Origin of the sequence: Corallococcus sp. CA041A (genome assembly GCF_003612075.1) — a bacterium.
In the GTDB taxonomy this organism is placed as follows: domain Bacteria; phylum Myxococcota; class Myxococcia; order Myxococcales; family Myxococcaceae; genus Corallococcus; species Corallococcus exiguus.
In genome coordinates this window covers 1-19128 of sequence record NZ_RAWF01000083.1, presented here as the reverse complement: position 1 = coordinate 19128, position 19128 = coordinate 1, and the positions used below count along the sequence as shown (strand labels likewise).

Sequence of the window (19128 nt, the reverse complement as noted above, 5' to 3'; positions counted from 1 at the left end):
TTCACGTCCGTCCGGAGAAGAGCTCCACCACTACCGGCGCGCCTGGGCGCGGGCAATGATGGCCCCCCTCGTCACACCTGCCTGCTCGAAGCAGAGCGCAGCGCGCGCGAGCGCCTCGTTCAACGACGCGACCTCCTCGTGTTGATCCGCGCCAGGACGGACGAAGCTGGTGACGGCCCTCGCGAGTCTCGCGGTGGTCGAGTTGATCACCACGAAGAACCCCTTGCAGTACTCGCGAGCCAGGTCGGCGATCTCGGCCTGATGATCCGCCAGCAGCATCCGCTGGGAATGGGTCAGCGGGCGGGACCGCGAGAAGTCGATGATCAGCACATAGGGCTCGCGCCGGTGGATGAGCTTGGAAAGGCTCCGGAGGATGCTTTCCATCTCGCTGTCCGTCGTGGTGTCGCTACGCTGGACAATGGCCAGGGGCCAGAGCGATTCGTCGAGGGTGTACATGGAGGGAGATGTCTCAACCGGCGGTTTCGGTGAAACATACACCACCCGCGAATCAGCGCGACAGAGCCCTGAAACATGCAACACAATAAATCCGCAACAAATCAGATATCCATGTGACGTTGACACGCATCCGGGCGCGACGAATTTTCCAGACAGGAAGCTGCGCTTCTCCCCTGCTTCCAGGAAGCCGAGCCCCTTCACGCATGGATACGACAGGCGAGCCCCCCTTCATCTCCACCGGCCAGCTCCCCGCGGCGGAGCAGGTCCGGGCGTTGGTGGACGAGGCCTACCAGCGCCACCAGGGGAACACCGAGGGACAGTGCTCCCAGGTCTACCCGGCGCTCGCCAGGGTGGATCCCCGGCTCTTCGGCGCGTGCGTCGTGGGCATCAACGGCAGCAGCCATGGGGCCGGGGACGTGGACCATCCCTTCTCCATCATGAGCGTCTCCAAGCCGTTCGTCTTCGCGCTCGTCTGTCAGGCCTTGGGGCCCGAAGAGGTGCGGCGCAAGCTGGGGGTCAATGGCACGGGCCTGCCGTTCAATTCGGCCATGGCCCTTGACCTGAGCCCGGACGGGCGGACCAACCCCATGGTGAACTCGGGAGCGCTGGCGACCACGGGGCTCGTTCCAGGCAGCAGCCCCGAGGCCCGGTGGCGGTTCATCCATGAGGGGCTGTCGCGCTTCGCCGGACACCCGCTCGTACTCGACGAAGAGGTGTATGCCTCCGCGATGGAGACCCATCACCGCAACCAGGGGCTCGCCTTCCTGCTCCACGGTCTGGGCCGCCTGGAGGCGGATCCGGTCCTGACGACCGGGCTCTACACGCGCCAGTGTTCATTGGCGGTGACCGCCAGGGAGCTCGCCGTGATGGGAGCGACCCTGGCGGACGGAGGCGTCAACCCGCTCACCGGGATGCGCGTCGTCGACGAGGAGGTCTGTCATCACACGCTCGCGGTGATGGCCACGGCGGGGATGTATGAGACCTCCGGAGACTGGCTCTACGACGTGGGAGTCCCGGGCAAGAGTGGCATTGGTGGCGGCATCATCGCCGTCGCGCCGGGCAAGGGCGGGCTGGGCACCTTCGCCCCGCTGCTCGACACAGCGGGCAACAGCGTCAAGGGACAGCTCGTCGCGCGGTTCCTGGCCCCACGGCTTGGCTTGAGCCTGTTCATGTCACGCCCTCAGCCTGGCACGGCCTGGATCCCCCAGTCGTAGAGATCCATCGCGGTGGGATTGGGGTTCTTCTGTCGGATTCGCTAGAAACCCCTCCGTGCCGACCCCATCCCTCTCATCGCGCGGTGGCTTCGCGTCCTCCACGCTCGCGCTCTGGCTGATGTGTCTGGCCCTGTTCGGCATCTACACCACGAGCGAGGCGCGGCTGCAGACGGACTCGCTGTGGTCCATCCCTTCCGCGGCCAGCATCCTCCACGAGGGCAACACCGACCTGGACGAGTTCCGGCACTGGTTCTTCCCGGGGACCGCCTATGCACGCAACGAGGCCGGCGGCCACACGTACTACGTGTACCCGCCGGGCGTGATGGTCTCCGCGCTGCCGTTCCTCGCCGCCGCCGAAGGACTCATCTCCCTGATGGAGCCGGTGCTGCCCCGCCTGGGGACGTTCGGTGCCGAGGCGCTGGCCTGGCGGACGCTGTTCCGGCACACAGGGCGGGAGTACCTGGGCTCGTTCGCCCTCACCGAGCAGCTCATCGCCTCGTTCTACGTCTGTGCCGCCGCGGCGGTGCTCCTCGTCACCCTGCGCAGGCGGGTGTCCCCGGGGGCGGCGCTCGTCACCGTGCTGCTTTTCGGTCTGGGCACCACGGCGTACTCCACCGCGAGCCGGGTGCTCTGGCAGCACGGCCCCGGGCTCCTCGCCATCGCCTGCGTCATGCTGTTGCTGGCCCGGCCCGCGCAGACCGCGCGCACCGCGTTCCTGCTGGGCCTCTGGGTCGCGGCCGCCTATGCCTGCCGGCCCACGCACTCCCTCAGCGTCCTGGTGGTCACCGGGTTCATGGCCCTGCGCTTCCGCCGCCAACTGCCGGCCTACTTCGCGGGCGCGGCGCTCGTCGCGATACCCTTCTGCGCGTACCACCTGTCTGTCTATGGCTCGGTGTTCTCGCCCTACTACCGTCACACGGTGGATCCGCTCGCCGGACCGTTCTTCATGGCCCTGGCCGCCAACCTCGTCAGTCCTTCGCGAGGCCTCTTCGCCTTCTCACCGTTCCTGGCGCTGGGCGTGGTGGGCTTCGTCCAGCGGTGGCGCAGCCGGAGCCTGGAGCCCTACGAGGTCGCCTTTGCCCTCATCCTGGTCCTGCACTGGGCGGCCATCTCCTCCTTCTTCATCTGGTGGGCCGGGCACTCCATTGGCCCGCGCTTCTTCACCGACGTGCTGCCCTTCCTCGTCTACTTCCTCGCGTTCCCCGTGCAGGCGGTCCTGGAGGCCCCTTCACGGCACCGGGTCCTCGCGGGCGCGCTCGTCGTGACGGCCGTGTTCAGCTTGTTCGTCCACTGGCGAGCCTCGCACTTCTACGACGTCCACAACTGGAACTCCTCGCCGGTGGACGTGGACAAGAATCCTTCGCGCGTCTGGGATTGGAAGGATGCGCAGTTCCTGCGCGCCCTTCCCCGTGACGCCTGATTTCCGGCGGAGGCCCTGCCTCAGAGTGACGCGGCGATTCCCGGCGTGAGCCAGCGCACGCGCGGGTCGCTTCCCAGGACCTCGCGTGCCTGGGGCTCGGTCGCCAGCGGCTCGAAGGTGCCGAAGTGCATGGGCACGATGACGGAGGGGCGGAAGTACTTGCGCACCGCGAGCGCCGCGGTCCGGGGGTCCATGCCGTAGCGCCCGCCACCCACGTTGAGGAGCACGATGTCCGGGTGCAGCAGCTCCTGCACCAGCGCCATGTCGCCGAACAGCCAGGTGTCGCCCGTGACGCGAACCCCTTCCACTCCCGCGAGCCTCGCGGGCAGCACCACCCGGCCAGGCTCGTCGGGTCGCATCGTGGCTCCAGTATGGAGCAAGTCCGGGTCACTGCTTCGGCGCGGGCTTCTGCTCCTGGGTGTTGCGCAGGTCCGCGCGCACCACGGCGTTGCCGAAGCGCTCCACGTTGGTCAGCCAGGCCGCCGCGTTCTTCACGTAGCGCGCGGTGCCCGCCGTGTCCCACTTGTTGTAGAGGCGCGTGAAGCCACCGTCGAAGATGGCCCGCTTGCCGCCCTTGTCATGAAAGGCCGCCACCAGGTTGCCCGCGGAGCCATGGAGCAGCGGCGTGAGCTGCTCGCTCGGCTGGATGGTGGCGATGGTGATGCCCTCGTAGAGGTACTCCAGGCCGGTGGTGAGCAGGTGCCGGCGCAGCAGCCCCGGGCCCTCCCCGTCCTTGCGCAGGCCGACCGTCTGGTCGCCGATGATGTTGCCCACCATGACCGTGCCCAGCAGCGCCTGGCCCACCACGTTGGCGTCCGCGTAGTAGGGCGAGTTGTCGCCCCAGATGTACACGCCGTGCCCCGCGTCGAAGAACTCCTTGATGACCTTCACGTGCTCGGGCGTCAGGTGCTGCGTCTCGTCCGAGATGATCCACAACTGACACGCCTTCTGGAGCGCCTTGCGCAGCTCCTTGGGGTCCGGCGCGCTGTTGACCCAGCGGTACACGGAGAAGCCCTTCTCCTTCAGCGCGGCCTTCGGCAGCGAGAAGTCGAAGTCCTGCGTGTAGAACTGGAGCACCGCCACCGTCTGACCTTCGAAGGCGCCGTCCACCGCGAGGTCGTTCTGGTTGCCCTTCGCGTTGCCAAAGCCGTCACGGGCCGCGGGGCGCACCGTTTCGCGCAGCTCCTGGGAACCGTCATTGCGCGTCACCACCCGGCGAACGCTCTCCATGGGAGCGTTCTCACCCGCCACCTGGTTGTACTGCGCGAGGGCGGGAGTGGCGGACAGGACGAAGGCAATGCAGCAGAACAGCGGACGGAGGGCACGCACGAGAACCTCGAAGAGAAGGACGTGGCACCTTCCACGCACGGCTCCGCGAAAAGTTCTTCAGCTGGCGTCCGCCACCAGGCCGGGCGCGGGCGGCACACCGAAGAAGCGCGAGAGCTCGGCCTGGGCCTCGCGGGCTTGCGCCGCGCTGATGCGCCCTTCGCGCTCCAGCCTCCCGATGATGACGCCAGCACGGGTGCGCAGGGTCTCGGGCCGCTGCGCCGGCAGCCAGCGACGCGGGGCGGGCAGCATGGCCGCGAGCATCGCGCCCTGCGCCACGCTGAGCGACCGCGCCGAGACGCCGAAGTGCTCGCGCGCCGCCGCCTCGATTCCGTAGACGCCCTCTCCCCACTCCACGACGTTCAGGTACAGCGCGAGGATGCGCTGCTTGGACAGGTGTGACTCCAACTGGCGCGCGAGCAGCAGCTCCTTCCCCTTGCGCAGCAGGCTGCGGTCCGTGGAGAGGTAGAGGTTCTTCGCCAGCTGCTGCGTGAGGGTGGAGGCGCCGCGCCCCAGACGTGCCTCGCGCACCGACTGCTCGAAGGCGTTCTCCACCTCGGTCCAGTCCACGCCTTCGTGCCGGTAGAAGCGCGCGTCCTCGGAGCACAACACGGCGTCCACGGCGTGCGGGGCCACCGCGCCGAGCGGCACCCAGGCCTGGCGCACGCGAGGCTTCGTGCCCGCCTCCAGCGCCTCGTCGGCTCGCTGCGCCATGAGCGCGGTGGTGCGCGGGTTCTGCGTCCGCAGGGCGCCCACGTCGGGCAGCCGCGCGGCCTCCACGCCGAACCAGAGGGCCAGCATCAGCCACCCGCCGAGCGCCCAGCGACGCCAGGCCGGGCCTCCAGAGGGCTTCCCCGCGGGACGCCGGGCTCCAGAGGAGGGCTGCTTCGTCTTCTGCATCCGGACGGTGGAGGGGCGCGCAGGGGGCGGACGGGATGTCATCTGTATACCTACATCTGCCCCGACCCGCCCCTGCTGTCCAGAACGCGGCCGGACACGGATTTAACCCGGCTTAATTCGTCCGCTGCGGCGGTTCGCGCGACAACCCCTCTGACTGTCGCAGAGGGGGAAGTCCACATGCAGTGGCCGATTCGGAGCTTTCAGCCGTTCATCAACACCGTGAAGCCGTCCAGCAGCGGAGCCGTGAGCGCACCGCAACAGGCGCCAGCAGGTCCGCCTCGGCCGTCGAGCGGCACGTCGTCCTGGGGAAGCGCGTCCACCGACACCTTCAGCGGGAGCACGCCGGGGGCTTCGAAGCGCAACCCGCTGAACGTGCCGGACACCGCGCCCTCCCCCACCGACACGCCGATTCTCGCGAAGCCGACGGCCTCCAAGGACTTTGCCGCCAGTGGCTCGGTGATGCTGGGCCCCAATGGCATCTCCGGGAGCGCGAGCCTCGAGGCGGGGGTGAAGGTGGATGCGGGCATCTTCTCCATGAAGGTGGCCGGTTACACCGAGCTGGGGGCGAGCTTCAGCCGGGACGCGGAGATGACGACCTTCAGCGTGGAGGCCGAGGTCGGCGTGAAGGGAGAGCTCCAGGCGGACACGCCGAACGTCACCGTCACCGGCACCGCCCAGGCGGGCGTGCGAGGCAGCTACCAGGTGACGCTGCCGACCGCGGCCGCGGCGGGCATCACCTCGCCCGAACAGGCCGCCCAGCAGCTCAACCCGTCTCTGCCCCAGAACCTGCCGGTGGGCGCCACCGTGACGCTCAACGGCGAGTCCTTCGTGGGCACGGGGATGGAGGTGGTGTTCAAGAACATCTCCGGCATCTTCGGCGCCATCGGGGGGATGAGCACGGAGAAGGCCAGCGGCATGTCCCTCGCCGTCACCCGGCTGGACGACAAGACCGTCCGGGTCACCGCCGGCCCCACGGAGGCGGTGTCGCGCACCCTCGAGGGAAAGCTGGGCGTGTTCGATATCGCGTTCGGTGCGACGGACACGCGGCGCGTGGAGGGGCAGTTGAGCTCGCGGCAGGTGGACTTCGACATCTCCACGCCGGCGGGACAGGCGGCCTACAACCAATTCCTCGCCACGGGCGAGCTGCCGAAGAACGACCCGGCGAACGGCACGTCGAACGCGGCGACGGTGCAGATTGCCTCCGACACACTCACGCGGGAGGTCACCTTCGCCATCGACCTGGGCGCGGCCGTGATCGACAGCAACGTGTACGTCGCCACGACCTACGACGCGGGTGGCCCGACGGAGTTCCAGTACACAGGCACCAAGGGCCCCGTCAGCTTCTCGGTCAGTGGCGAATGGAAGGATCCCGAGGACCCGTCCACGTACACCTATGCGGCCACCCTTCCGGACCTGGCCTCCGGCACCGCGAACGGGCTCCAGGACGTCTACCCGAACACGACGGGGACTGGCACCACGGCCTCCGTGTCCTTCACCCACGCGGAGGCACAGCAGGTCCAGCAGCTCGCGAAGGACTGGCTGACGGCCATCGAGCAGGGCCAGCCCGGATACGCGGGCAACACGCCGGAGAGCTGGGTGGTGGACGTCGCCAATGCGGCCACCCCTGAAGAGGCCATGGCCCTGCTGCTGACGCCGGAGACGAACAATGTCCCCGACGTGGTGGCGGAACGCGTATCCAAGCTCAGCGTCTTCCAGCTCAACAACGGCGGAGGACAGCTGCCGGGGTCGCTCACCCTCTCCGAGGGCTGACGTCGCGGACGTGAAGGCTCAGCCCTTGCCGCCGTCGTGGAAGTTCAGCAGGTCGACGGCGGCGGAGAGGCGCTCGCGGTCCTTGAGGAACTCCGCGTCCTTCTGGAGTTGTTTGTACTGGCTCGTGGTGACCTTGGGCATGTCGCCGTCGATGCGCTGCTGGAAGATGGGCTCCGTGGGGCGGTCCTTGTGGAAGAAGGTCTGGTCCACGGACTCGGCGCGGTGGGTGCCGGGACGGACGTTGAAGCGCGTGTCCACGAGGATGTCCGGGTTGCCGGAAATGGCCTTGTCCGCGGGAATCATCGCCGTGTTGGCGCCGTGGGAGGCCGAGGCCAGGTTCTGCGCCGACTGCGTCTTCTTGCCGCCTTCGCCATGGCCCATGCCGTGGAGGATTTCGTAGGGGGTGTCCCTGTCGGCGGTGCCAAGCCCCTGCTGGTACTTCGTGGAGCTGGGCTCGCCCCCGGTCATGCCCTTGAAGACATTGGTGTGCTCGCCCTTGTCGCGGTCCGGCACCGCGGTGAGGACCTGCTGGGGCCCGAGCCCTCGCCGCTCCACGGGGCCTTCGTAGAAGAGGCCCTTCTTGTCCTTCGCCTGACTGCCGACGTGGGACAGCAGGTTGAGTCCGTCTTGCGGTGTGTCCTGCGTGGTGCGCAGGGACGACATGTCGCCGGTGCGGGCGGAGTGGGTGTCCTGCAGGCCCACCGCGTTCTGTTGCTTGTACAACTCAGCGGCCGTGGGGGGCGTTTCGCCCGTGGCCGCGGCCCGCCTGGGCCGCTTCGACGTGCCCGCGTCGAACGTATCCGCATCATCCCGGGGGCGCTTCGTCGAGGAGGAAGCAGAGGTCTGCGTCTGGGGCGGAGGCGACGGACTGCGCGTCGGCGTCACACTGCCCCCGGAGCCACTGGGACTGGGACTCCGGCTGGAGAAGGAAGTCGACCGCAGTTTGCTGGGCATGGGGGGCTCCATCAACAGACAGGGGAAGCGTCATGCCGACTGTGGCTGTCGTGACCCACGCAATGCAAGCCCATGACTCGCCTTGCGTTGACCAACGACAAACATCCAATCGCGATGGTTTCCATCGCAGGGCCGTCAGGGAGCGGGCGCCGCGGACTCGTTCACGAACACGTCGTGGAAGTACGCGTTCGCATACCCCAGGGGCGCAGGTGTGCCGCTGGCGCAGGTGGGCAGGTCATGGGTCACCACCAGGGCCTTGCTCGAGCTGCCGGGCGCGTGCGTGTCCGTCACGGTGTAGGCCCCGTACACCTCGGGTTGCGAGTCGCGCTGGAACACGAAGCGGTGATTCGCCACGTCCCACTGGAGCCGCAGCGCCGCCTGCTCGCCCTGGTGGACCAGGCCCAGGTCCGCCGTGAAGAGCTGCGCGCGGGTCGAGCACGAGGCGTCCGTGCACCGCTCGACAAGCGCCTCCACCCGCAGCGCCTGGGAGCCGACGGGGTCCGTGGACCGGGAGACCATGCGGATGGAAGCGGTGACGTCGTCCTGCAGGCTCCTTCCCACCGCGCCCCGGGTGTTGAAGAAGTGGCCCGTGAGCTCGGCGGTGCTCTGGGCCGCCGGAGCTCCCGCCGGGGCCGTGCACCCGGTGCTCCTGGCATTGTTCAAGCGCACCTTCGCCGCGATGGCCGTCACCGCGGAGGACTGGGAGAAGCGCAGGCCGTAGCGGCCCGTCCCCGTGTCCGAACGGCTCATCAACCGCAGGCGGGTGAAGGCCAGCTCCCGGAGGGAGTCCAGCCGCGTTCCGGTCTGCTCATCCACCCACCGGGCCGGGTCGATGCCGCGGATCTTCGTCGCGCGTGGAGGGTTGGACTTCATCGGGTTGAAGTTGTCGTAGGGCACCATGGGTTCGACCGCCTGGGCCGTGCCCCCCAGCACCAGTGCAAGCACCGCGCACTTCAGGTTCATCGTGCTCATGGCGATTCCATTTCCTTCACGTTGAAGTAGTGCCGCACGCGGGCGTTGTCGCCCGTGGCCGTGTCGTGTCCTTCGGTCTCCACGGTGATGCCGTTCTCGTAGCCGTCCATGAAGCTCCCCAGGAGTTCCACCCCGGCGAGCCAGTCAATGGCCGTCAACTCGCCCTTCACCCGGCGGAGCACGCCGCTGTTCGCGAAGAAGGTGAGGTGCGCGTCCTTGTCGTCCGCCTCCAGGATGGCGCTGCTCTCAGGCGTGGAGTCGTAGTGGTCGTTCGGGCCGGAGTCCGACTCCCAGATGGCCGACGTCATGTTCACCGCCCCCGAGAAACCGACCGGCAGGTCCGGGAGGAGGCTGTCGGCGCCCGTGTGCACTCGCCAGTTCGGGTAGATGGTCTGGCCCTCGTTGATGTTCAGGAAGGTGTTCAGCTTCGTGAAGCCATTGGCGATCATCAGCACGCGCGGCGAGAACCAGTCCGCGCAGCAGCCGCTCGCTGTCTCCAGGTCGGTGACCTGCTTCACGGCGTACTCGACCCGGTGTTTCTTCATCGGGTTGTACTTCACGACGTCCTTCACCCGCGCCAGCTGCACGGTGACATCCACCATGGCGTGATCCGACAGGCATTGCTGGACGAGGTTCCCCTCGGAGTCCTCGCTGCCGGAGGTGGGATCGAAGTGGGGGTTGACGCTCGCCGTGGTGCCGTTGAGCAACGCGAACGCGGGGAAGTCCAAGGTGTCCTGGGCCGGGAACACCAGGACGTAGTCGAGGCGCTTCTTGGCATCCAGCTCGTTCACCACGTTGTCGGTGCAGACGCTGGACAGCCACGTCCCGCCCGCCATCGAGTTCGGACCGGAGACCACCCGGGCCAGGTCCCGCATCTCGGAGAACTGGGTGTTGGCCATGTCGAACGCGCTCAGCGTGCTGATGTCCAGGAGGCCAGGGCCCACCATGTCGGCGTACTGGTCGAAGGCGACGTTGGTCTGCACGCCCTTGGGCCCCACGGTGTTCAGGTCCCCCAGCAGGAAGGCGGGGCGGTCCAGGCCGCTCGGCCAGGTGCCCTGGGGAAAGGCGTCATGGACGTCAAAGGGAAAGACCGTGTCGGTCAGGGGTCCGCCCTGGCGCACCTGCTGGACGTAGGCCTTGATGTTGGAGAACTGGTTCTCGCGCGCGGTGGTATCGGGCCCCGCCGTGTTTTCTCCCGCGTTGACGTGGGTGCAGAACACGTCGACGAACTCGGCGTAGTCGGTCCCCTTGGCGAGCGTGGGGGTGTCGTGTTCATCGACGAAGACAGGGGCGGTCGCGGCGGGCGTGGCGACGCGCGCCCAGAGCACGCCCTTGGCCTGGGCGCAGTCGCTGCCGGTGCACATACCGAAGGGGAAGTGGTGCACCCCACCCTCGAGGATCTGCCGCGAGGACAGCAACACCAGTCCCGTGCTGAACAGGGACGGCTGGAGGATGTTGTCATTCAGCTCGGTGACGGCCTGCATGGGCGGCAGCAGCGCGCCTGCGCGCAGCGCGTTGACCTTCTCGATGAGCTCGCCGCGCTCATGCGCCATCCAGATCTCGGAGATGCAGGCAACCTCCTTGCGGAAGATCCGCTGGGCGACGGTATCGATTTCGCCCGAGCCGCCATCCTCGACCCAGGCGGTCACGTCCGGCATCTGCCCCACGTTCCACATGGTGAAGCTGAGCGGAATCGGTGTCGGGCTCGCGAACTCGAGCGTTTCCCAGTTGCCCGTCAGGGTGCCGCCGGACGACAGGCCCGCGCGGTTGGGGAACCGGCCGCCACCCACAGTCTGCGCGGAGGTCGTCGGAACGGGAATGTGTTCGATGCCGAGTCCCAGCTTGCGCACCGTGGCCAGGAGCGGCTCGCTCGCGCCTCCGACGGGGAGGCCCGGCGCCAGCTTGATCTCGAACTCGATGTGGACGTGGGCCGGGTCCGAGGACGGGCTCGACACCACCACGGAGGTGGCCCAGGCCTCGGTGGGGGTCGAGAGCGCGCTCCAGCCATCCGTGCCGCCGAGGTTGCCCTTGCTCTGGACGGTGGTCGCGAAGCCCTTGACGGTGGAGTAGCTCAACGTGATGCGCCGGTCCTCGTCACGAGGCACGTGCGCGCCGGAGGCCAGCTGGAGGGTTTCGCCGCGCTTCGCATCGAGCCAGACGCTGACGGTGCCCTCCAGGCCCACGAAGTTCCCGCTGGCATTCCTGGGCTTGGGCAGGCGCATGCCGATGAACAGGGATTGCACGTGGCAGGGATTCTGGGGCTTCCCCACGTTGCACTCGTCCGCGGTGTAGCTGGCGTTGTCGGAGACGGAGAGGAACAGGTCTCCGTTGGGCCCCCCGTTCACGTAGTCCTGCAGCGGGAACTTCTTGCCGTCGGCGTACTCCAGGGCGGAAACCATGCCGTCCGCCGTGGGCTGGGTGCACGGAGTCGCGGGGCTGCAGTGGACCCCCGCGTCCTGGGGGAGAAGCTTCGTGACGTGAGGCGCCGCCAGGGCCCCCGTGGGGATGAGGCTGGCGAGGGCCAACAAGAGTGGAACGCGTTGCATGATGCCTCCGGGTCGAGCACCCGGAATGCACCGCGCATGCCGTGGGGCTCCTCCCCGGGAGGCAGTGAGGACGACGGCAAGGATTGCCGTGGTCGTGCAGGACTTGCCTGCGGGCCTTGCCGCCCCCCGCCTGCCCCGAGCCCCGAACGAGGACGCTTCCGGAGGGAGCGTGCCTTGGCACGCGTGTTGCTTTGGGGAGGGCCTGCTCCAACCCAAGGACCCCCGCACCCATGATGAAGCTCCGCACCCTGCTGCTGTTGTTGCCCAGTCTTTTGTGGGGACAGCTCGCGCTCGCCCAGGCACCGGCTGTCACGACCTATTACGAACCCATGGAGGGAGGCGCCATCCGCTATCTCACCATGGCGTCCCCTTCCCTCGGCGGGTCGGGCCCCAGCCACCAGGTGTCGCTCGCGCTGGCGTTGCGCAACAACGAGGCGACGTCTGTCACGTTGACCCAGATCCTGATCGACTTTCCCGGCACGACGGTGCTGACGGGCATGTCCACCAGCCTCGTCGTGCCCGCGAACGCGGTCCGCAACTGGTCGTTCAGCGCCGCCCAGAACATCATCCTGCCGAACCCGGCGCCGAACAGCATCCGCATGCGGCTCTTCTTCACGGGCTATGCGACCCCGGTGACGGAGACGTTCACGCTCGCCGCCTACCAGGCGCCCACGCCGTCCGGCAGCAACCGATTCTGGGGCCGTGTGGGCGACCTGCGCCCCCACGAATACTGGCAGGGCATGGGCGCGGTGCACGGCGCGAGCGTCCAGGGCTGCCAGCTCTTCGCTTATGACGTGGGTGTCTATGGTTGGACGGGCTCCGGCTGGTCCGACGTGCTTCCGGGCACCGACGGTTCGCAGAACGAGCACTACCGGCAGTGGGGCAAGCCCATCTACGCGGTCACCGGGGGCACGGTGACGGACTTCGTCAACACCGACGCGACCAACTTCCCGGTGGGCTCCGTCAACCCGGCGTCGCACGGCGGCGGCAACAGCTTCACCATCGACAACGGCACGTATCTGGTCGGGTACGCCCACATGCAGGCCGGCACGCTCAACCCCAGCCTGCTCACCGTGGGCGCGGTGGTCCATGAGGGCGACTTCCTGGGCCTGCTGGGCAACTCGGGCAGCTCCTCGAAGCCGCACCTCCACATCGGGGCGATCAAGTCGGACGCGTCGTCGACGCTGTGGTCCCCCCAGTGCGGAGGCCCGCTGCGCCCCGTCCCGCTCAACAGCGCGTACGCCATCGACCAGGCGGTGCTGACCCCCTGGTTCGGGTTGGAGCAGCTCGCGCCCTGGTCCCCGATGAACGGCGTGGGCATTCCCAGCGGAGCGGCGCCCAATCACATCAACTCGCTCCTCTGGCCCGCGGCGAGCGCGCCGGTGGTGCTGAACAACTCCGTGGTCAACGACTTCGCGCTGGGCTCCAATGGCCAGCTGTGGACCGTGGGCAGCACGGGCGCGGTCCTCACCACCCACGACCGCCTGAGTGTCCCCTACAACACCGGCGTCTACCTGGACGTGAACCCGGGCGGCACCGCGAAGGCCATCGCCGTCACCGCCACGATTCCGTATGTGATTGGGATGAACGATTCCGTCTACCGGGGCACCAGCGCGGGGTGGGTCCAGACGTCGCAGACGGCCAAGCGCCTCACGGTGGATGAGTCCACCGGCAAGGTCTGGGTCATTGGACTGGACGACAAGGTCTACTCCTTCAACCCCGCTACCCTCGTGTGGAGCGCGCAGACTCCGACCTCTTCGACGGGCAAGGACATCGCGGTCGCGCAGGGCATCCCCTACATCATTGGCATGGATGACCGCGTCTGGAAGCACAACGGCTCCTCGTTCGTGCAGTTGCCCGCCACCACGACGCTGAAGCGGCTGGCGGTGGACGGCGACACTGGCAAGCTGTGGGGCATCGGGGCCAATGACGGCCTCTGGTTCTCCACGAGCGGCAGCACGTGGGCCGAGCACCCGGGCGGCATCCGCGCTTATGACCTCACCCTGTTCCAGGGCACCCCGTACGTGCGCGGCCTGGACAACGGCGTATGGAAGAAGGAGGCCTTCGGCTCCTCCCGCGTCAACGTCGTCCAGCCCTGAGCGTCCTGGCACGGCCTTGAGTGGACGGACCGCACCTGCGCGCCTTCGAGGTGCGGTTCGGCGGAGCGGCCGAGGCGGGCATCACCTCCGCCACTGCGGGCTCATTTCCGGGCCCGCACGAAGTCCACGAAGGCCTTGAGCACGGGGGGCAGGTGCCTGCGGCTCGGGTAGTAGAGGAAGAAGCCAGGGTAGGACGGGCACCAGTCCTCCAGCACGCGAACCAGCCGTCGCTGCCGGAGCAGTGACTCCACCTGCGACTCGAAGACGTAGGCCAGCCCCAGTCCCGCGAGCGCGGCTTCGAGGATCTCTACCTGGTCGCTGAGCGCCAGGGAGCCTCGCGTCTCCACCTCCAGGGCCTTGCCGTCGCGCTCCAGCTCCCACGCGTAGCGTGAGCCATTGGAGAACCGGAACTGGATGCAGTCATGCGCGGCCAGGTCCCCGGGCGTCTTCGGCGGAGGATGCTTCGCGAAGTACGCGGGCGTGGCGACGATGGCCGAACGCAGCCGGGGGCCCAGCGGAATCGCCACCATGTCCGCGGCCACGCGTTCGTGGAAGCGCACGCCCGCGTCGAACCCCTCCTTCACGATGTCCACGAACGCGGCGCCGTCGACGACCTCCACCTCGATGCCGGGATGCGCCTCCAGGAACGGGCCCAGCACCGGCAGCAAGGCCAACCGGATCGCCACCCGGGCCGCACTGATGCGCAGCTTTCCCACGGGGGCCTCACGGAACGTGTTCAGGTCATCGAGCGCGTCGTCGATGTCCCGGAACGCCGGCCGCAGCCGCTCGGCGAGCCGCTCGCCCGCCGCGGTGAGCGCCACGCTCCGGGTGGTGCGGTGCACCAGCCGCAGGCCCAGCTTCTCCTCCAGCCCCCGCAGGCTGTGGCTCAGCGCGGACGGCGTCACGCCCAGCGCCCCCGCCGCTCGGCGGAAGTTCAGATGCCGGGCGATCTCCAGGAACACCGTCAGCTCACGGACGTCGGCCTGCATGGGGGCTGCCTTTCTACTGTTGAGCCGGATTCAACGGTCTTGTGCTCTGCGTGCGCATTCTCTCATGGACGGTCCAGGTCTATCTCTTCGCTCGTAACCCCTGACGAGGAGCACGCACATGAAGACCTGGCTCATCACTGGCGCATCCCGTGGTTTCGGAGTCCTCATCGCCCAGGCGGCGCTCGACGCGGGAGACCGTGTCATCGCCACCGCGCGCAATCCCCAGAGCATTCCCCTGGCGGCCCACCCGAGGCTGGTGGTCGCGAAGCTGGACGTCACCGACGAGGCCGAGGCCCAGCGCGTCGCGGCGGAGGCGGGCCGCATCGACGTGCTCGTCAACAACGCGGGCTTCGGCCTGCTCGGCGGCGTGGAGGAGTCGAGCGCCGCCGAAATCGAGAAGCTCTACCGCACCAACGTCTTCGGCCTGCTCGCTGTCACCCGCGCGGTGCTACCCGTGATGCGGCAGCAGCGCTCCGGACACGTCATCAACCTGTCCTCCATTGGCGGCTACCGCTCGTCCGCGGGCTGGGGCGTGTACTGCTCCACGAAGTTCGCCGTGGAGGGCCTGAGCGAGGCGCTCCATGATGAACTGGCCCCGCTGGGCATCCACGTCACGGTGGTGGAGCCCGGCTACTTCCGCACCGACTTCCTGGACGCGGCGTCACTCACCCGGGCGGAGCGGATCATCCCCGACTACGCGCAGACGTCCGGCGCGATGCGGTCTCGCGCGGTCGAGCTCAACCACCAGCAGCCGGGCGACCCGGCAAAGCTCGCGACCGCGATGATGGAGCTGGTGAAGCTGGAGCAGCCTCCGCTGCGGCTGGCCCTGGGCAGCGACACGGTGAAGGCCCTGGAGGAGAAGAACGCCTTCGTGGCCCGCGAGCTGGAGGCCCACCGCGCCCTCTCGCTCTCCACGGATTTCACCTGAGCGTTGTGCCTCTTGCCCTCAGCGACCTGAGGCCCGGCGTCTGTTTCCCGGGAGCTGAGGGAACGGGCGGGGTGGAAACGTTGGGTGGGTGCCCTTCTCTTGCGAGGTCTCCCATGACAACCCCTCTCCGAACGCTGTTGACCCTCCTGGTGCTCCAGCTCCTTGCCGGCTGCGAGGACACGCCCCCACGCCCATCCTTCGACGCGGGGCCTCCGGACGCCGGCCCTTTTGTCTGGGACGGCACGTACACCGAACTGGAGGAGCACGGAGACTGGGTGGACCGGGGCTGCTTCGCCTCCTGTCGCCGGGGGAAGGCGTCGCAGCATGGCACCTTCGAGGCCCACCGCGTCGCCACCTGGGCGGGCGAGCCCGAGTCCTCCGGAGGGCTGACGCTGCTCTCGGAACGTCATGTCGCGCAGGGGCAGCCCGTGGATGTCTATGTCACCCTGGACCACGCCTACGTCGTCTCACTGCCCTACCAGGGCCGCGAGGGAGGCCTCACCGTCTTCGACGTGCGCGACCCGAAGAATCCCATCCTCACGGCCTCCATCAGCCTGCCCGGGGACAACTTCTGGAATGGCGTCTGGGCCTGGGGAAATGCCCTCTACGTGGCCAGCAGCAGCAGGGGCGTCCTTGTCTACGACCTCTCCAGTCCCGCGCTGCCTGTCTTTGTGCGAAGCCTGCCGACGGGAGCCTTTGGCGCCCACACGGTGCTCGTCGACGGCGGGCGGCTCTACGCCATGGTCCCCAACACCGGCACCTACGTCTACGACGTGTCCCAGCCGCTGGCTCCCGTGCTGCGAGCGCTCATCACCATCCCCGGGGACTTCGACTCCGGGGGGCCGCATGACGCGTTCGTGTATGAGAACCGCCTGTACATCAGCAACGCCTTTGGCGGCTACGGCGTGATGGAGGTCACCGACCTGGATGACGTGCGCTACCTGGGCCTGTATCCGCGCCCGGATTTCGGCTTCGCGCACCACAGCGCGGTGGGGACCTTCGCCAACCGCACCCTCGCCTTCGAAGGGGGAGAGTTCCACAGCTCCCACCTGCGAGTGCTCGACGTCACCGACCCGGCCCGCATCGTGAAGCTGGGCGAGTTCCGGATGCGGCCCGTCACGTCCATCCACAACCTCATCCTGCGCGGCACCCGGCTCTACGTGGCCTGGTACCACGAAGGCCTGCGGGTGCTGGACGTGTCCAATCCCACGCGGCCCACGCAGGTGGCGCATTACAACACCTTCCGCGAGAGCGACCCCTCCCGGGGCGACAGCCTCTTCGAGGGCGTCTACGGCGTCCGCGTCCCTGGCGACGGCCACGTGTACGTCGTGGACTCGTCGCGGGGACTGCTCGTCTTCAACGAACTGTGAGGGCTGGCAGCCGCGGCCGCACCCTGTCCTCCCCCGGGGCTTGCGTGCATAGGTGATGACTATCGATCCATTGGCGCCGGGCTCTCACGGTGGAGGGAAGCGACGTCTATATGTGTCCACGTCGCCGTCGCGTTGACGCACCTGTGCGCCACCCGACTCCCCCTGGACCCTGGAGCCTTCCATGTATGCCTTTCTGAATCCGTACCGAATAGCCTTCCTCGCGCTGGCCACCTCCCTGATGGGATGGGGCTGCGCGTCTTCCTCCAAGAGCACGACGGGTGAGTCCATGACGACGACGCAATCGCAGAAGGCAGAGGATGTGCACGTGGGCCTGCTGGTGCGCCTGGAGGCGAAGCCGGGCAAGGAAGGCGACGTGCAGAAGTTCCTGGAGGGGGGCCTGCCCCTGGTCCACGAGGAACCGGCGACGGCGCAGTGGTTCGCGCTGCGCTTCGGTCCGACCTCGTTCGGCATCTTCGACACCTTCGCCGACGATGTGGGCCGCAAGGCGCACCTGGGCGGCAAGGTGGCCGCGGCGCTGATGGCGCAGGCGCCGGAGCTCCTGTCCACGGCCCCGTCCATCCAATCCGTGGAGCTGCTCGCCGTCAAGGCGCCGGGCACTCCGGAGGTGACCGACTCGAAGGCGCTGGTCGTCATACTGGAGGCGAAGCCGGGCAAGGAAGGCGACGTGCGGAAGTTCCTGGAAGGCGGGCTGCCCATCGTGCGCGACGAGCCGGCCACTCTGCACTGGTACGCGATTCGCCTGTCGCCGACCACGTTCGGCATCGTGGACACGTTCTCTGACGAGGCGGGCCGTCAGGCGCACCTGGGCGGCAAGGTGGCCGCGGCGCTGATGGCGCAGGCGCCGGAGCTGCTCGCGAAGCCGCCAGTCATCGAGCAGGTGGACGTGCTCGCCGTGAAGCGCTGAACGTCACCGCTTCATCCGGGTTCCGGGCGCGGGGCGCACCTCACGGGGTGGGCCTCGCGCCGTCTGCTTTCAGGCGCCGGGACGTGGCCGGCCCGCGCGCTCCAGGAGGGTGCGCCAGAAGAGCTTCGCGGCCGGTGGCGCGGTGCGGTCCCCCGAGCGCAGCAGGGACACGGTGCGCTGGAGCGACGGTTCGACGAGGGGCCGCGCGGTGGTGGCGCCCGGCATCAGCGAGTGCTCGGGCATGAAGGCGAAGCCTACGCCCGCGGCGACCAGGCTCTGGACCCATTCCTCACGTTCGGTGCGATAGCTGGCGTACAGCTCCACCTTTCGAGACGTACACAGCGCCCCGACCTGTTCGCGCATCTCGCAGGAGAGCCGGTCGATGTAGGGCTCGTCGGACAATTCCGCCAGCCGCACGGTGTCCTGCGCCGCCAGGCGATGTCCGGGGGGAAGCACGACCAGGTAGCGCTCATCATAGACTGGGGTGACGACGCACCAGTCGGGCGTGGGCGCCGCGGCGTGGGTGATGACGAGGTCCACCTCCGCTTCCTCCAGTTGCCGCAGCACCTTGTCGCGCGTGCCGACCTGAAGTTCTACCTCCACTCCGGGCGCCACGGCGCGGAACGCCGCCAGGTAGCCTGACAGACGTGCGGGACCGATGGTGCACAGCACCCCGATGCGCAGGGGCACCTGCTTCAGGCGGCGGTGGTTCTCCGCGATGAGCGCCACGCTCCGGCTCTCATCGTCGATGCGCTGGAGCCGGGGCAATACCAACCGGCCCAGGGGCGTGAGCTTCGCGCCACTCCGGTCTCGCAGGAGCAGCAGTCCGCCCAGCTCCGCCTCCAGCTTCTTGATGGCGGCGGTCAGCGTGGGCTGCGACACGTGGCAGCGCTCCGCGGCACGCGTGAAGCTGTGTGTCTCCGACACCGCCAGGAAGTACCGGACCTGATGCATCTCCATGCGACGCAGGCTCGCCCGTTGTCGGTGGACAGGCAACCCACGCGGGCTTCCCGTGGCTGGACGGCGAGGATGCGCAGGCGATGGCGCACCAGCCGCGGTGGCTGCACGACCTGCAGCGCACCGCGCCCAAGCCGCACCCGGTGGTGGCCCACGACGGCGCGCAGATGCAGGACCGCCAGCGCTGTGGGCTCATCGTGTGGACGGACTGCTCTGACCCATTGGCTTGGGCTACGCAGTGGAGCTGTTGCGCCCACTCGCGGGGCCGCACCCAGCAACCCACCCACGCAAGGGGCCCCCTC

At 68.4% G+C, this 19128-nt stretch carries 18 protein-coding genes and 1 pseudogene; 9 read left to right on the top strand and 10 right to left on the bottom strand.

Going from position 1 to position 19128, the window contains the following annotated elements; translation table 11 throughout:
* Positions 1 to 30 precede the first annotated feature (30 nt).
* A complete protein-coding gene (locus D7V77_RS16905) occupies positions 31 to 456 on the bottom strand; it encodes a hypothetical protein (protein ID WP_120577323.1) in 426 nt (141 codons plus the stop codon).
* 203 nt (positions 457 to 659) lie between these two features.
* Between D7V77_RS16905 and glsA the strand changes: the two genes are divergently transcribed.
* Together glsA and D7V77_RS16895 are read left to right on the top strand one after the other, a co-directional pair.
* Positions 660 to 1670 (top strand): glutaminase A, encoded by a 1011-nt coding sequence (glsA, locus tag D7V77_RS16900; RefSeq protein ID WP_120577322.1) that lies wholly within the window; start codon positions 660 to 662, stop codon positions 1668 to 1670.
* A 55-nt stretch (positions 1671 to 1725) separates the two neighbouring features.
* Positions 1726 to 3090 (top strand): hypothetical protein, encoded by a 1365-nt coding sequence (locus tag D7V77_RS16895; protein ID WP_120577321.1) that lies wholly within the window; start codon positions 1726 to 1728, stop codon positions 3088 to 3090.
* 20 nt (positions 3091 to 3110) lie between these two features.
* Here the strand turns inward: D7V77_RS16895 and D7V77_RS16890 are convergent, their stop codons facing one another.
* The 4 genes from D7V77_RS16890 to D7V77_RS16875 form a co-directional block, all read right to left on the bottom strand.
* Entirely contained in the window at positions 3111 to 3449 is a 339-nt protein-coding gene (locus tag D7V77_RS16890) for a hypothetical protein (protein WP_126934061.1), read from the bottom strand.
* A gap of 28 nt (positions 3450 to 3477) precedes the next feature.
* Entirely contained in the window at positions 3478 to 4419 is a 942-nt protein-coding gene (locus D7V77_RS16885; protein ID WP_120577319.1) for a hypothetical protein, read from the bottom strand.
* 57 nt (positions 4420 to 4476) lie between these two features.
* A complete protein-coding gene (gene mtgA, locus D7V77_RS16880) occupies positions 4477 to 5358 on the bottom strand; it encodes a monofunctional biosynthetic peptidoglycan transglycosylase (RefSeq protein WP_120577318.1) in 882 nt (293 codons plus the stop codon).
* Between the two features lie 158 nt (positions 5359 to 5516).
* The gene (locus D7V77_RS16875) at positions 5517 to 5699 is read right to left on the bottom strand and encodes a hypothetical protein (RefSeq protein ID WP_126934063.1); all 183 of its coding nucleotides are present in this window, start codon (positions 5697 to 5699) and stop codon (positions 5517 to 5519) included.
* On the opposite strand from D7V77_RS16875, the gene D7V77_RS16870 reads away from it, so the two are divergent.
* Positions 5689 to 7086, top strand: coding sequence for a hypothetical protein (locus D7V77_RS16870; protein WP_120577316.1), 1398 nt, complete (start codon positions 5689 to 5691; stop codon positions 7084 to 7086). The genes D7V77_RS16875 and D7V77_RS16870 overlap by 11 nt on opposite strands.
* An 18-nt stretch (positions 7087 to 7104) precedes the next feature.
* Here D7V77_RS16870 and D7V77_RS16865 read toward each other — a convergent pair whose 3' ends face one another.
* From D7V77_RS16865 to D7V77_RS16855, 3 genes are all read right to left on the bottom strand, one after another.
* The gene (locus tag D7V77_RS16865) at positions 7105 to 8040 is read right to left on the bottom strand and encodes a hypothetical protein (RefSeq protein ID WP_120577315.1); all 936 of its coding nucleotides are present in this window, start codon (positions 8038 to 8040) and stop codon (positions 7105 to 7107) included.
* Positions 8041 to 8175: 135 nt separating this feature from the next.
* Positions 8176 to 9012: a hypothetical protein gene (locus D7V77_RS16860; protein ID WP_120577314.1), complete on the bottom strand. Its 837-nt coding sequence runs from the start codon at positions 9010 to 9012 to the stop codon at positions 8176 to 8178.
* A complete protein-coding gene (locus D7V77_RS16855) occupies positions 9009 to 11558 on the bottom strand; it encodes a hypothetical protein (protein ID WP_147452082.1) in 2550 nt (849 codons plus the stop codon). Before D7V77_RS16855 ends, D7V77_RS16860 begins: the two co-directional genes overlap by 4 nt.
* A 230-nt stretch (positions 11559 to 11788) precedes the next feature.
* On the opposite strand from D7V77_RS16855, the gene D7V77_RS16850 reads away from it, so the two are divergent.
* Positions 11789 to 13657: a M23 family metallopeptidase gene (locus D7V77_RS16850; RefSeq protein ID WP_120577312.1), complete on the top strand. Its 1869-nt coding sequence runs from the start codon at positions 11789 to 11791 to the stop codon at positions 13655 to 13657.
* A gap of 101 nt (positions 13658 to 13758) precedes the next feature.
* Here D7V77_RS16850 and D7V77_RS16845 read toward each other — a convergent pair whose 3' ends face one another.
* Positions 13759 to 14646: a LysR family transcriptional regulator gene (locus D7V77_RS16845; protein WP_120577311.1), complete on the bottom strand. Its 888-nt coding sequence runs from the start codon at positions 14644 to 14646 to the stop codon at positions 13759 to 13761.
* Positions 14647 to 14764: 118 nt separating this feature from the next.
* Between D7V77_RS16845 and D7V77_RS16840 the strand changes: the two genes are divergently transcribed.
* The 4 genes and pseudogenes from D7V77_RS16840 (at position 14765) to D7V77_RS45950 (ending at position 17869) form a co-directional block, all read left to right on the top strand.
* Positions 14765 to 15574, top strand: coding sequence for an oxidoreductase (locus D7V77_RS16840; RefSeq protein ID WP_120577310.1), 810 nt, complete (start codon positions 14765 to 14767; stop codon positions 15572 to 15574).
* Positions 15575 to 15687: 113 nt separating this feature from the next.
* Entirely contained in the window at positions 15688 to 16944 is a 1257-nt protein-coding gene (locus tag D7V77_RS16835) for an LVIVD repeat-containing protein (RefSeq protein WP_120577309.1), read from the top strand.
* A gap of 286 nt (positions 16945 to 17230) precedes the next feature.
* Positions 17231 to 17557 (top strand): annotated as a pseudogene (locus tag D7V77_RS45955) (putative quinol monooxygenase); the annotation flags it as partial.
* A gap of 12 nt (positions 17558 to 17569) precedes the next feature.
* Entirely contained in the window at positions 17570 to 17869 is a 300-nt protein-coding gene (locus tag D7V77_RS45950) for a putative quinol monooxygenase (protein ID WP_120577334.1), read from the top strand.
* A gap of 69 nt (positions 17870 to 17938) precedes the next feature.
* Here the strand turns inward: D7V77_RS45950 and D7V77_RS16820 are convergent, their stop codons facing one another.
* Positions 17939 to 18829: a LysR family transcriptional regulator gene (locus tag D7V77_RS16820; protein ID WP_120577308.1), complete on the bottom strand. Its 891-nt coding sequence runs from the start codon at positions 18827 to 18829 to the stop codon at positions 17939 to 17941.
* 80 nt (positions 18830 to 18909) lie between these two features.
* Here D7V77_RS16820 and D7V77_RS44745 point away from each other — a divergent pair.
* Positions 18910 to 19128 (top strand): hypothetical protein (locus D7V77_RS44745; RefSeq protein WP_233597063.1); only part of this gene is annotated, 219 nt, incomplete at its 3' end.